The sequence below is a fragment of the Pseudomonas sp. LAIL14HWK12:I10 genome, assembly GCF_900184205.1.
In the GTDB taxonomy this organism is placed as follows: domain Bacteria; phylum Pseudomonadota; class Gammaproteobacteria; order Pseudomonadales; family Pseudomonadaceae; genus Aquipseudomonas; species Aquipseudomonas kermanshahensis.
The window spans coordinates 435,082-447,420 of the sequence record NZ_FXWU01000005.1 but is presented as its reverse complement, the minus strand read 5'-3'; the positions used below and the strand labels follow the sequence as shown (position 1 = coordinate 447,420).

The 12,339-nt window shown below is 63.7% G+C and carries 11 protein-coding genes and 1 pseudogene; 7 read left to right on the top strand and 5 right to left on the bottom strand.

All coding sequences use genetic code 11. The features are described 5' to 3' along the window. Positions 1 to 4: 4 nt before the first annotated feature. From QOS90_RS14565 to ku, 7 genes and pseudogenes are all read left to right on the top strand, one after another. Positions 5 to 1,288 carry an NTP/NDP exchange transporter gene (locus QOS90_RS14565; RefSeq protein ID WP_085272829.1) on the top strand — a complete coding sequence of 428 codons (1,284 nt, stop codon included), beginning with the start codon at positions 5 to 7 and terminating at the stop codon, positions 1,286 to 1,288. 223 nt (positions 1,289 to 1,511) lie between these two features. Next, positions 1,512 to 1,631: pseudogene (locus tag QOS90_RS14560) on the top strand (con-10 family general stress protein); the annotation flags it as partial. A 67-nt stretch (positions 1,632 to 1,698) separates the two neighbouring features. Further along, the gene (locus tag QOS90_RS14555; RefSeq protein WP_085272830.1) at positions 1,699 to 3,033 is read left to right on the top strand and encodes an iron-containing redox enzyme family protein; all 1,335 of its coding nucleotides are present in this window, start codon (positions 1,699 to 1,701) and stop codon (positions 3,031 to 3,033) included. Continuing rightward, positions 3,033 to 3,986 (top strand): methyltransferase, encoded by a 954-nt coding sequence (locus QOS90_RS14550; RefSeq protein ID WP_085272831.1) that lies wholly within the window; start codon positions 3,033 to 3,035, stop codon positions 3,984 to 3,986. The genes QOS90_RS14555 and QOS90_RS14550 overlap by 1 nt, the downstream gene beginning before the upstream one ends. Before the next feature lie 6 nt (positions 3,987 to 3,992). Further along, on the top strand, positions 3,993 to 5,144 hold the full coding sequence (locus tag QOS90_RS14545; protein ID WP_085272832.1) for a carboxylate-amine ligase: 1,152 nt from the start codon (positions 3,993 to 3,995) through the stop codon (positions 5,142 to 5,144). 46 nt (positions 5,145 to 5,190) lie between these two features. Then, a complete protein-coding gene (locus QOS90_RS14540; RefSeq protein ID WP_027593205.1) occupies positions 5,191 to 5,772 on the top strand; it encodes a phosphorylase family protein in 582 nt (193 codons plus the stop codon). Between the two features lie 111 nt (positions 5,773 to 5,883). Then, positions 5,884 to 6,726 (top strand): non-homologous end joining protein Ku, encoded by an 843-nt coding sequence (gene ku / locus QOS90_RS14535; protein WP_027593206.1) that lies wholly within the window; start codon positions 5,884 to 5,886, stop codon positions 6,724 to 6,726. Positions 6,727 to 6,782: 56 nt separating this feature from the next. Here the strand turns inward: ku and QOS90_RS14530 are convergent, their stop codons facing one another. Genes QOS90_RS14530 through ligD form a run of 5 tightly spaced genes read right to left on the bottom strand, consistent with a single transcriptional unit; the run spans position 6,783 to position 12,334 of the window. Then, a complete protein-coding gene (locus tag QOS90_RS14530; RefSeq protein WP_027593207.1) occupies positions 6,783 to 7,445 on the bottom strand; it encodes a glycosyltransferase family 2 protein in 663 nt (220 codons plus the stop codon). Then, on the bottom strand, positions 7,442 to 8,041 hold the full coding sequence (locus QOS90_RS14525) for a class I SAM-dependent methyltransferase (protein ID WP_085272833.1): 600 nt from the start codon (positions 8,039 to 8,041) through the stop codon (positions 7,442 to 7,444). The genes QOS90_RS14530 and QOS90_RS14525 overlap by 4 nt, the downstream gene beginning before the upstream one ends. Before the next feature lie 11 nt (positions 8,042 to 8,052). Next, a complete protein-coding gene (locus QOS90_RS14520) occupies positions 8,053 to 8,802 on the bottom strand; it encodes a PIG-L deacetylase family protein (RefSeq protein ID WP_033694007.1) in 750 nt (249 codons plus the stop codon). After that, complete coding sequence (locus tag QOS90_RS14515; protein ID WP_027593210.1) at positions 8,799 to 9,842, bottom strand: acyl-CoA dehydrogenase family protein; 1,044 nt, start codon at positions 9,840 to 9,842, stop codon at positions 8,799 to 8,801. The genes QOS90_RS14520 and QOS90_RS14515 overlap by 4 nt, the downstream gene beginning before the upstream one ends. Beyond that, positions 9,842 to 12,334 carry a DNA ligase D gene (gene ligD / locus QOS90_RS14510; protein WP_085272834.1) on the bottom strand — a complete coding sequence of 831 codons (2,493 nt, stop codon included), beginning with the start codon at positions 12,332 to 12,334 and terminating at the stop codon, positions 9,842 to 9,844. Before ligD ends, QOS90_RS14515 begins: the two co-directional genes overlap by 1 nt. Positions 12,335 to 12,339 lie beyond the last annotated feature (5 nt).

Genomic DNA, 12,339 nt, shown 5'->3' with positions numbered 1-12,339 from the left:
CACCATGCAAGGCTGGCGGCGGCGTCTGGACCAAGGGCTGAACATACAACCGGGCGAAGGGCCGGCGGTGGTTGCCGGCCTGTTGTTGTTCTACTTGCTGTTCACCGGCTACTTCATGCTGCGCCCGGTGCGCGAGACCATGGGTGTGGCCGGTGGCGTGGATAACCTGCAGTGGCTGTTCACTGGCACCTTCGTCGCCACCCTGGCATGCCTGCCGCTGTTCGGCTGGCTGGCATCCAAGGTGCGGCGGCGGCACATCCTGCCCTGGACCTACGGGTTCTTCACCAGCAACCTGTTGCTGTTCGCGGTGCTGTTTGCCCGGGCCCCGGACGATGTATGGACTGCGCGCGCGTTCTATATCTGGCTGTCGGTGTTCAACTTGCTGACCATTTCACTGGCCTGGAGCGTGCTTGCCGACCTGTTTGCCACCGAACAAGGCAAACGGTTGTTTGGCCTGCTGGCATCAGGTGCCAGCCTGGGCGGCCTCTGCGGGCCGATCCTGGGTACCTTGCTGGTGGGCCCGCTGGGGCATGCAGGCCTGTTAGTACTGGCCGGGCTATGTTTGCTAGGCAGCACCGGCGCTGCTTTGTTTTTGCAGCGCTGGCGAGACCGTCATCCGCTGCCAGTTCATCTGCAGCGCTCGACGTCCAAGCCGTTGGGTGGCAACCCATTCGCGGGGGCTACCGCCGTGCTGCGCGCTCCTTACCTGTTGGGCATCGCGCTGTTCGTGGTGCTGCTGGCCAGTGTCAGCACGTTCCTGTACTTCGAACAGGCGCGTATCGTCAGCGAGACCTTCACCGACCGCACCCGGCAAACCCAGGTATTCGGCCTGATCGACACCGTGGTCCAGGCCTTGGCGATTCTCACGCAGGTGTTTCTGACGGGGCGGCTAGCGCGAAGGATGGGCGTGGGCATATTGCTGGTGGCGGTGCCGTTGATCATGGCCGCAGGCTTTGCCTGGCTGGCAGTGGCCCCGGTGTTCGCCGCCTTCGTGGTGGTGATGGTGGTGCGCCGGGCCGGTGAATATGCGCTGGTCCGGCCGGGACGGGAGATGCTCTTCACCGTTTTGTCGACAGAGGACAAGTACAAAGCCAAGAACTTCATCGACACCGTGGTCTACCGCGGCGGTGACGCCCTCAGCGGCTGGCTCAAGCGGGCACTGGATGTGCTGGGGGAGCACCCGCAACTGGCGATGCTGATTGGCGCGGCGATCGCGTTGGGCTGGGCCGGCACCGGCGCCTGGCTGGGTCGCCGCCAGGCGCAGCTCGATGCACCCGATGCCGAGTGAGGCGGGCGGTCGCTTGGCGCACCAAATACGTAACCTTCCCTTATTTAACGCCACCGGTCCGAACGTGCGGCAATAAAACGAATCCCTCGATATCGCCGAACTCCGAAGCTATGTACGGCCCAGTGCCGTGCATCCTGAAGTCATACGAGGCTTGAAGACCATGGCTAACAAAGAGAACAGCCGCACCGGCACCCAAGGCAAGGAAGGCAGCCAAGGCGGCAGCAAGAACCCAGGCAACTTCGCCAACGACCGTGAAAAAGCGTCCGAAGCCGGGCGTAAAGGCGGCCAGTCTTCGGGGGGCAACATGCCTCACGACACCAGCCGCAAAGGCGGTCGTTCGTAACCGTCGTTTGTATCCGAGGGATCCGCAGTGCCAGGGCGACCTGGCACTGCATTCAGAGGCGCACGGCATGACGGTGATGACCTGCAAGACCGTTACTCATGAAAGGTCTATGACCCCAAGCCATAGCCTGCAGCACCGGTACCAGACCCTATTGCAAGGCCACGACGCCACCAGCGCTGCGTGGCTTAATGAACAGATCGCCCGCGTCGAGCAGTCCCCCGACGACCTGCCGGCCAACCCTTCACAGCTGCCTGCCTGGAGCGCCCAGCATGCCGCTGAGGTGGCCAAGGCCTATGCCGAATACCTCCAGCAGCGCCATCAAGGTGGGCCACGCCAGTTTTTCAGCAACCGCGCCCATGCGTTGTGGTTCCTCCAGCAAATCGCGCCGACCAAGGCCGTGGACGGGGCCTGGTTGCACGGCACGCTGCAGCATTGGCAAGACCCGCGTTACCACGGGCTGATCCGCACCTACCTGGAAGAGCTGGGCAATGGCGACCCGCGCTGTAACCATGTGTTGATCTACCAACGGCTGCTCAGCCGCCTCGGCTGCCTGGAACTCCCGCCACTGGATGACGACCGTTATCTGCAAGGTGCCGTGCAACTGGCCTTGGGGCAGAACTGCGACGAATTTCTGCCCGAAGTGCTGGGCTACAACCTTGGCTACGAACAACCGCCGCTGCATTTGCTGATCACCACCTACGAGCTGGCGGAGCTGGGTATCGATGGCCACTACTTCCAGTTGCACGTGACCATCGACAACGCTGCCAGTGGTCACGCGCAGTTGTCTATCCAGGCGTTGCACCAACTGTGCCCCGCAGAAGACCCACAGGCGTTCTATCAGCGGGTGCGGCGGGGTTACCGCCTGAACGACCTGGGCATCTCGGCTGCCACCCTGGTCAGCCAGTTTGACCTTCAAGCGCAGCTGTTCGCGGCTTTGGAGTGCAAGCGCCAGTATGGTCAGTTCATGCACTCCGATCATTGCCGCTTGCAGCAACGCACCATTAATCAATGGCTAGCCGAGCCTGGGGCCATCCCGGCCTTTGTCAGTGCCCTGCAGGCCCAGGGCTGGATTCGCCGCGGCGAGGACCCGGCGAACAGCCGCTGGTGGAAGCTGATCGAAGGGCCAACGGCGGCCATGTTCGGGGTGTTCACGGCGTACGAAAAACAATTGTGGCATGACTGGATCGCCGACGACTGGCAGGCCACGACCCGCCGCGTCGTGCCTGGCAGTTGGGATACACCTTCAGCTTTGAGCGAAGTACCGAACGCCAGCATTGCCCCAGAAGCGCTTGCTACCCTTATGGAGCGGATGTCCGGTAACCGTCACGCGTTGCCGGAAGGTTTGCAGGCTACTCAAGCCTTCGTCCGCGCAACCGGCCTGATTCAAGAGGGATGCCATTGATGGTGCTCGACTCGGTTCAAGGCCAGGCAGATGAGGCCTTGCTGCAACTAGGCAAATGCCTGCGAGCCGACGGCTACCGCTTCACCTGCGTCAGCCCGGCCACCCATGCCCGCAACAATGCCCGCGATGCCGCCAGGCAGGCGACGAACGTGCGCGACGTGTTCGGCTGGAGCCGCCCCTTCGCGCCTTCGCTGATGCCTGCTGACCTACTACACCAGCTGGAGCGCGCGCAGGTGCTGACGCAATGCTGCGAGCTGATGGCCAGCACGGTGCGCTGGTCAAGCCTGGACGACCTGCTGCTGGTCCATTCGGCTTACCCGACCCACGCCAGTGACGCAGTTTTCTTCGGCCCCGACAGTTACCGCTTTGCCCAGGTCATCCACGATCACCTGAAACACCGCTTGTCTCGGGTGGAGCATGCGGTCGACATCGGTTGCGGTACCGGCGTGGGCGCCTTGATCATCGCGCGCGCCGCCCAGCACGCACAGGTCAGCGCGGTGGACATCAATCCGCTTGCGCTACGCTACACCGCCATCAATGCCGCATTGGCGGGTATCAACAACGTGTCGGTGGCCGCCAGTGACCTGCTCGATGGCATAACCGGGCCTTTCGACCTGATTGTCGCCAATCCCCCCTATATGCTCGACCTCAGCACGCGCACCTACCGCCACGGCGGTGGGGCGCTGGGCGAAGCGTTGTCGCTGCGTATCGTCGAGCAGGCGCTGGAGCGCTTGAGTGCGCGGGGCACCTTGTTGCTCTACACCGGTGTTGCGATCGTCGAAGGCCGCGATGCCTTGCTTGAAGCTGTTCGTTTACGCCTGGCGGGCCCGGAGTGGTCTTGGGTCTACCGGGAAATGGACCCCGATGTGTTCGGCGAACAACTGGCCGAGCCCGGCTATGAACAGGTGGAGCGCATTGCCGCCGTAGCGCTCACTGTCACTCGCAACGGCTGAAGGCCTATGCCGCGGCCTTGCACGTTCGGCATCGAAGAGGAGTATTTGTTGGTGGACCTTGCCACTGGCAAAGTCCCAGCGATGCCGGCGCCCAGCCTGGCAAGGCACTGCCGAGAGGCAGTGGGGCCGTACTTTGTGCAGGAGATGTTCCGCAGCCAGATAGAAGTCGCCTCGCCGGTGTTTTCGAACCTGTACCAGGCACGGGAATTTTTCGTGCATGCGCGGCAGCGGCTGACCGACGTGCTGGCGGCGCAGGGTATGGGCCTGTATGGCGCAGCCAGCCACCCCAATGCACCTTGGTTACGGCATAAGCCGGCAGCCTCGGCACACTACCGCCAGCTGTTCGACGACTACCGGCATGTGGCACGGCGCAGCCTGCTCAACGGGTTGCACGTGCACGTAGGCGTACCGGCTGACTGCGATCGCATGCAACTGATCAATCGCCTGGTGCCCTGGTTGCCGTTGCTACTGGTGCTCAGCACATCGTCACCCTTATGGCTGGGCCAGGCGACCGGCTACATGAGCTACCGGCGGGTCATTTGTGGCGAGTGGCCGCACATGGGGCTGCCAGAGCCATTAGCTGATTGGCCCGCCTACGAGCGCTACCGAGCCTTGCTGCAAAGGAGCGGCTCACTGGCAGAAAAGGGTGATTTCTGGTGGGCGATCAGGCCTTCGCAGCGCTTTCCGACAGTCGAGTTGCGTATCTGCGATGGTTGCCCTTGCCTTGAGGACGCATTGAGCATTGCCGGCGTGTTTCGTCACTTGGTCGAGCACAGCCTGCAGCCAAGGCATGAACGTAGCCCCTTCAATCGCGAGCTGCGCTGGGTCGCACAGGAAAACTACTGGCGAGCCATGCGCTATGGGCGCCATGGCCAATTCATCGGTGCCGATGCGCAGCAGCCGGTCACGGCGCAAGGCTGGCTTGGGCAGTTGCAGGGCCAGTTTCCGGTCGACACTGTCGACGCCGAACGCGCCTTCCAGCATGCCCACGGCATTCTGCGCGAGGGCACCAGCGCGGACCGGCAATTGCACTGCCTGGCGCGCGCACACGCCGATGGGCAAAGCGCAGCACACGCTTTACAGGCCGTGGTCGAGCAGGTGGTGACGCAAGGAAACGCCGCATTGCCAACGGCTGGGGTTGCAATTACACAGGGTTGACCGAAAATGGCCGCGCCCTTTGCAGCCACTCGGAACGTCCTGCGCCATGATGCTGATCAAGCAATTTCCCCAGATCACCCCGACCGACACGCTTTTTGTCTTCGCCCTCGAGGCAGAGGCGGGCACTGTGTTTGCCGATGTGAACACCGTGTTCACCGGCATCGGCAAGGTCAATGCCGCCATCGCACTGACCAAGGCCATTGCCCAGCGCAAGCCCAAGTTGATCGTCAACCTGGGCTCTGCCGGCAGCCAACGCTATGGCAAGGGCGAGGTAGTGTGCTGTACCCGTTTCGTGCAGCGCGACATGGACGTCACGCCTTTGGGCTTCGCCCGGTACGAGACGCCGCTGTCTGACATCCCGGTGCTGCTGGAACACGGCGAGGAAATCCCCGGGCTTGCCCTGGGTACCTGCGGCAGTGGTGACAGCTTCGAAGTCAGTCACGGCGAGGCACCTTACGATATCGTCGACATGGAAGCCTATGTGCTGGCCCTGATCGCCCGTGACGAAGGCATTCCGTTCGTGTGCCTCAAGTACATTTCAGACGATGCCGGCAGCGACGCGGCAGACGACTGGTCGGTGCAGGTGCACCTGGCCGCCGAAGCCTTCAAGCGTGTGTTGTTCAGCTAAAAAAGCGGCGCTGCCCGCCGCAGGGCAGCCTGACTAAACCTTCCCGGCGCGCCGCAGTCACTTCCAGTAGAAGCCCCGATAGACGCGGGGCCTGGCGGGAGGTGATTAACGATGGCTAGGGCAATCTGGAAAGGCGCGATCAGCTTTGGGCTGGTGCACATCCCTGTCTCGCTCAATACCGCTGTGCGCACCGAGCGGGTGGATTTCGACTGGCTCGACAAACGCAGCATGGAGCCGGTCGGGTACAAGCGGGTCAACAAGGTCACAGGCAAGGAAATCGACAAGGAGCACATCGTCAAAGGTGTGGAGTATGAAAAAGGCCGCTATGTGGTGATCAGCGAGGAGGAGATCCGCACGGCCCGGCCTGAAGCCACCCAGACCATTGATATTTTCTCGTTCGTCGATGCTGGCGAAATCCCCCTTCAGCATTTCGATACCCCGTATTACCTGGCCCCCGACCGCCGTGGCGGCAAGGTTTACGCGCTGCTGCGCGAAACCCTGGCGAGTACCGGCAAGGTGGCCTTGGCCACGGTGGTGTTGCATACCCGTCAGCACCTGACGCTGCTGCGCCCGCTGGACGATGCACTGGTGATGATCACCTTGCGCTGGCCAGAGGAAGTGCGAGGGCTGGAGACGCTGGAGCTGGACAAGAGCGTGACCGACACCAAGGTAGACAAGCGTGAACTGGACATGGCCAAGCGGCTGGTGGAGGACATGAGCGGGCCGTGGCAGCCGGATGAATACCACGATGCGTTCCGCCAGACGATCATGGACCTGGTGGAAGAGAAGGCCAGTAAAGGCAAGATCAGCGTGGTCGAGAAGGGCGAGGGCGGCAGTGCGGAGAAAAGTGCCGACATCATCGACCTTACCGAGTTGCTCAAGCGCAGTTTGGGGGGCAAGGCTGGGGCTACTGGCAAGAAGAAACCTACCAAGCGGACCCGGAAGGCTTCTTGATCTTTCCATCTATGTATCGGCAGCCCACGCCTGTGGGAGCGCTATAAGCCTGCGATTCAGGAGGGGGAGGCTTCAAGGCCCGCCAGGAAATCCCCAAACCCCTCCCGGGCGCGGCTGTCGCGTCGGCTACTGGTCGCCACGCTGTGCCGTGCCGTCCAGGAGATCTGCGCACCGTGCGCCTCCAGGTCGCGCACCAGTTGTACGTCTTCATGGGCCGGCAACGGCTGGAACCCCCCGATACGCAAATACGCCTGCGCACTGACCCCAAGGTTGGCGCCGTGGATATGCCGGTGCCCCTCTCGCGCCTGGTAATGGCTCAGGTACAACCGGCGCAACGCGGCTTTCTGCCAGGGCTGCCAGCGCTCCACATGCACGGTGCCACAGACCACGTCCGCACCACACGCCAGTTGCGACAGCAACCAATGCGGAGGCACCTGGCTGTCGGCATCGGTACAGGCCAGCCAGCTGGCGCCCTGTTCGATCATCTGTGCCGCGCCGGCACTGCGCGCCATGCCAACATTGCCTGCGTGCACTTCCAGTGTCTGCACCTGGTGCCGCCTGGCAACCGCCGCACTACCATCGCTGCAGCGGTCCAGCACCACCAGTATTTCGACCCGATAGCCCGCCAACTCAGCCTGGTCTGCAGCCGCCCGCACGGACTTGAGGCAACGACCCAGGCGGCGCGCTTCGTTGTGCGCGGGTATGACCACGGCAATCATGGGCAGGTCTCGTCAAGGTCGACCACGCTGGGCTGGCAAGACCAGTACTCGAGCAGAAAGTCCGCTTCTTCATGGCGATAGACGGGGTACAGCGGCAGATGCTTGCCCAGCATGCGATGCACTTCACGCCCGTCCTGGGGGCAGCCCGCGATCGGGTGTTTCCAGTGGCAGGCCAGCAGGCCGCCGTCGTCGCTGAGGCTGGCGGCTGACTGTTCGATCACTTGCAACCAATCGGTGGGATCAAGGTAGTAACCCAACTCACTCAGCACGATCAGGTCAAAGCGCCCACCGGGCCAATCACCCGGAAGCCTGCCGAGTTCGACCGAGGCGTGGCTGACCCCGGCCAAGCGTTCCCGCGCCAGGCCTACGGCAGTTGGGTTCAAGTCCTGGCACAACAAGTCTGCACACCGCTCGGCCAGCAAGGCACTCAGCTCGCCATTGGCGCACGCAGGCTCGAACACGCGCTCATAGCATTGGCGGGGCAGGCTGGCCATGACCAGCTCGCGTTTGCGCTTTTCGTACCAGCGGGTGCGAAAGGCCCAAGGGTCTTCGCTGCTGGCGTACAGGTCGGCGAAATACTGTGCGTCGAGGCTCATGACAACTCCCTTTACAAGAACACCAATTCGAAAGGCTGTAGCAGGCACTCCTGCAAGTTCGCTGGCAGCACGGGCGGTTGGCCTTCATCTGGCACGAGTTGGCTGATGTGCGCGGCCAAGGCCTTGCGCTTGCGGGCCAGGCGGGTTTCATCCAGCTGCACGCGATGAGCCCGTGGCCAGGGCAGGCGAGGGTCGTCAGGTTGCGCCCAGTGCCAGGCCCAGACCGGCACCTCCACCAATTGCACCTTGCGCGCCATTGCCGCTTGCGCGGCGGCCCTGCCCACCGCCTCGTGGTCGCAGTGGCCGTCGTTGCGCCAGGTCGCCATCAGCACGTCGTCAGGCTTGAGCAACTGGCTCAGGTGGTTGACTAGAAACGCCTCGTCCCGCGGCAGCGCGCCGTCCTTCAGGTGCAACCTGCGCCAGTCCAGCCGGTTGAGGTCAAGTTCGAGCTGTTGCAGGGCGTGGCGGCTCTCCAGCGGCCGCTGCCTGCGCAAGCGGTGCTCGGTCCAGTGGCTGGAGCCTGGGTGGCTGCCTTCGCCATCGGTAGCAGAGACCAACACCAGGTCGTCCTCGCGCCCATGAAAGCCTGCCAGCAAACCACCCGCCATAAGAATTTCGTCATCCGGGTGCGGGGCGATCATTACAAGCCGGCGGCCAGGCGGGCACAGTTGCCCTGGGTCGATCCAGGTGGCCCTGGCCAGGTGCGCGGCGTGCTGCCAGGCCGACCAGGGGGTACCGCTACTCGACTCGATCAAATTCATAGTTGCCAGGCTCCTGCCGGCAGGGTAGCCAGCTGCTGTCCGAGGGCGGCCAGGTCACGCTCGGCGTGGCTCTGGCGCAGGAACACCGGCAAGTCGGCACTCAACCGGGCAAAGTGGCTGCTGCGGCAAAACGGCGAGGCGCCCAAGGCGCGCCCCACGTGATGGATCACGTGCTCGACGGCCTGTTCGACCTGTGCGCGGGTACGCCGTACTTCGAAACAGGCGTCTGCGCCCGGCTGGCGGTCGATCCAGCCCGCACACTCGCGCAGCGCCGCCCTGGCACCGCACAAGGCGGCGTCCACAGCCCCCAAGTGCGCGTCGGCGTGCGGGTCTGGCCGCGGGTTGCGACAGTGTTCGCGCAGGTAGTCCGCCAGGGCCTCGGCGCCGCCGTACCAGCACGCCGCGATGCCACCACCTCCGTGCCAAAAACCGGGTCTGGAGAGGTACTGCCCGGGCCGGCCGATGGCGATACCAGGCGTATGGTTGAACTCGACCTCGACGCTCGCGGTAATGGCCATGCCGACCGCCTGCCACTGTTCGATACGCAAGCCTTGGCTGGGGTGCGACAGCTCTATGGCCACCAGCTGCGGTTGGTCGTCTTCACCCCATGCCGTGATCAGGGCGCGGTCGATTTGCAAGGCGCCCGAGCACCACGCCTTGCGGCCCGAAAGCCGCACCTGCTCGCCCTGGCGCTCGACGATACGTGCGCGGGCATCTGGCGGTTCCGCCGCCCATACACCCCAGATGCCGTCCTGCGCATGGTGCGCGGCGCCACATTCGGCCAAGATCGCCAAGGCATCGGTGTGGCCTTCGTAGAGCTTGGCCAAGGCCATGTCACAGCCAGCAATGCGGGCTAGGCTCTGCCAGCGGCGCAGCGTGTTGCCCTGGCCGGGCAGGGGCAGCAGGTCAAGGTGGTCGGCCTGCAGCGCCTGCATCAGCGCTGGCAGTTGGGTATCGAGGTTCAGCGCCTGCGGCCGTTCGGTGAAGGTGCGCAACAGGCGGTCGAGGGTGTTCAAATCAAAGTCCTGAATGATGCTCATCAGCCCAGCCCTAGCTGTTTGCGCATGCGCGCAGTGATCGATTGACGGGTCTTGCCCATGTCGGCCCAGGGGTCGTCCACCTCGGCCAGGCGCTCGTGCAGGTTGCCGATGTGCCATTGATTGGCTCCCTTGAGCCCGGCCAGCTCTTCACGCCAGATCGGCACGGACACCGGCAGGCCCTCCCGCGCACGCAAGGAGTAGGCACAGGCGGTGGTGGCGCCTTTGCCATTGCGCAGATAGTCGATGAAAATGCGCCCGACCCTGTTCTTCGGCCCCGACACGGCGCTGAGGCGATCAGGGAACAGGTTGGCCAGGTAATCGACGATCGCATGGCTGAAGTCCTTCACCTCGTCCCAGCCCGCTTTTCGGGTCAGCGGCACGACAATGTGAATGCCCTTGCCACCACTGGTCTTCAGGAACACCTTCAGGCCAAGTTCGTCGAGCAGGGTCAAGGTCAGCTGCGTGGCCTCCAGCATGGCCTTCCAGGGCAGCGCCGGGTCCGGGTCCAGGTCGAGCACGAAGCGGTCCGGTTTGTCGAAGTCCTTGTCGGTGGCGTTCCAGGTGTGCAGTTCGAGCATGTTCATCTGCACCGCGCCCAGCAGGGTATCGGCGCGGTTGATGACCATGGCAGCCTGGCCGGCCTGTTTCTTGTCATAGCTGACCACGTTGGGGATGTGCAGCTGGCCAGCGTTTTTCTGGAAGAACAACTCACCACCGAGGCCATCGGGCGCGCGTACCAGCGCCACGGGGCGGTTTTTCAGCTGGGGCAGGATCCATTGGCTCACCTGCGCATAGTATTCGGCGACTTGGCGTTTGGTGGTGGCGCGGGTGGCGTCGATGACGCGGTCAGGGTGGGTCAGGCGCAATTCGCCAAACGCCTCGGGCTTGTGTTGAGCTTTGGTTTTGGCCACGGACTTGCCAGGCATGGCGTGCTCCAGGTCGATCGCGGTCGCGGGTTTGTCATCACGCAGGCCGTGGAACACCGCATGGCGCACCACGCCGTCTCGGGTCATCTGTGCGTAGGCGACTTCGGCCAGCAGCGTCGGCTTGAGCCAGTGCACCCCCCGGCCTTCGGCGCCGGTCGGTGGCTTGCTCAGCATCGGCTTGGGGGTTTCCAACGGTTTGAGTCGCGCATGAATGGTTTCCAGGGTGGCAGCACTGAACCCTGTACCGACTTTGCCGGCGTAGCGCAGCGCGCCGCTGTCGTCGTGCACGGCCAGCAGCAAGGCGCCAAAACCGCTGCGGCTGCCCTTGGGGTCGGTGTAGCCGACAATCACGAACTCCTGGCGCTGCTGGCACTTGAGCTTGACCCAGTCGGCGCTGCGACGCCCGGTGTAAGGGCTGTCGGCGCGCTTGCCGATCAGGCCTTCCAGGTTCATGCGGCAGGCGCTGTCGAGCAGGGAGTCGACCGGTTGATCGAAACTTTCGGAAAACCTCAGCCACTCTGAGTCGGCCCGTTCAAGCAGCTGTTGCAGGGTTTTGCGCCGCGCTTGCAGCGGTAACTGGCGCAGGTCCTCGCCGCCCAGGAAGGGCAGGTCGAACAGGTAGTAGAGAATGTGCTGATCGTCCTCGACATCGAATGCGTTCTGCAGGGCCTGGAAGTCGGCCACACCGTGTTCGCCATTGACCACCATTTCGCCGTCCAACCAGGCCGAGTCGAGGCCCAGCGTGCGCAGTGCATCTCGCTGATGGGGCAGCTTGGCGGTCCAGTCGTGGCCATTGCGGGTAAAAAGACGCACGTCATCGCCGTCGATGCGCGCGAGAATCCGGTAGCCATCGAACTTGACCTCGTACAACCAGTCGCCGGCGGGTGGCGAGTCGACCAGCGTCGCCAGTTGCGGTTGCAACGTGTCGGGTAACGGGGCCTTCTGTGCGCCTGCCTTGCGTTTGCGGGTACGCGGCGCCGCTTTTTCGGCAGGCTTGCTACGCCTGGGGACCAGGGTGCGCTCGCTGAGCACGCTGTCGGGCTGGGCCTCGACGATGCTGTAATCGGCCTCGCTACGGGCTTCGCCATCGTGCGACTTGACCAGCATCCATTGCTCTTTTTTGCCCGCCAGGTGGGTGCGGAACAGGTTCCAGACGCCGTTGAGCTTCTCGCCTTGCAGGCGAAAGCGCAGCTTGCCCTTGGCGTAGGCCTGCTGCGCATCACCTTCAGGCTCCCAAATGCCACGGTCCCAGACAATCACGTCGCCTGCGCCGTAATGGCCTTCGGGGATATTGCCCTCGAAATCGGCGTAGTCCAGCGGGTGATCTTCGACGTGCACGGCCAAGCGCCGCACCTTCGGGTCCAGCGACGGGCCCTTGGGGATGGCCCAGCTCTTGAGCGTGCCGTCGAGCTCCAGCCGGAAGTCGTAGTGCAGGTGGCTGGCGTCGTGCTTCTGGATGCAGAACTGCAGGGCATGAGGCTTCCGGCCCCGGCCACGTTTACCGCTCGGCTCGGGCGAGGCATTGAAGTCACGTTTGCGCTGGTATTCCTGCAGGGGCTTTGCCATGGCGG

Bases quoted from the DNA above. Each gene is read 5' to 3' on its own strand.
- QOS90_RS14525 (WP_085272833.1), bottom strand. From the start codon at position 8,041: ATGAGCCTCGACGCACAGTATTTCGCCGACCTGTACGCCAGCAGCGAA.
- QOS90_RS14530 (WP_027593207.1), bottom strand. From the start codon at position 7,445: ATGATTGCCGTGGTCATACCCGCGCACAACGAAGCGCGCCGCCTGGGT.
- QOS90_RS14545 (WP_085272832.1), top strand. From the start codon at position 3,993: ATGCCGCGGCCTTGCACGTTCGGCATCGAAGAGGAGTATTTGTTGGTG.
- QOS90_RS14515 (WP_027593210.1), bottom strand. From the start codon at position 9,842: ATGAGCATCATTCAGGACTTTGATTTGAACACCCTCGACCGCCTGTTG.
- QOS90_RS14550 (WP_085272831.1), top strand. From the start codon at position 3,033: ATGGTGCTCGACTCGGTTCAAGGCCAGGCAGATGAGGCCTTGCTGCAA.
- ku (WP_027593206.1), top strand. From the start codon at position 5,884: ATGGCTAGGGCAATCTGGAAAGGCGCGATCAGCTTTGGGCTGGTGCAC.
- QOS90_RS14520 (WP_033694007.1), bottom strand. From the start codon at position 8,802: ATGAATTTGATCGAGTCGAGTAGCGGTACCCCCTGGTCGGCCTGGCAG.
- QOS90_RS14555 (WP_085272830.1), top strand. From the start codon at position 1,699: ATGACGGTGATGACCTGCAAGACCGTTACTCATGAAAGGTCTATGACC.
- QOS90_RS14540 (WP_027593205.1), top strand. From the start codon at position 5,191: ATGATGCTGATCAAGCAATTTCCCCAGATCACCCCGACCGACACGCTT.
- QOS90_RS14565 (WP_085272829.1), top strand. From the start codon at position 5: ATGCAAGGCTGGCGGCGGCGTCTGGACCAAGGGCTGAACATACAACCG.
- ligD (WP_085272834.1), bottom strand. From the start codon at position 12,334: ATGGCAAAGCCCCTGCAGGAATACCAGCGCAAACGTGACTTCAATGCC.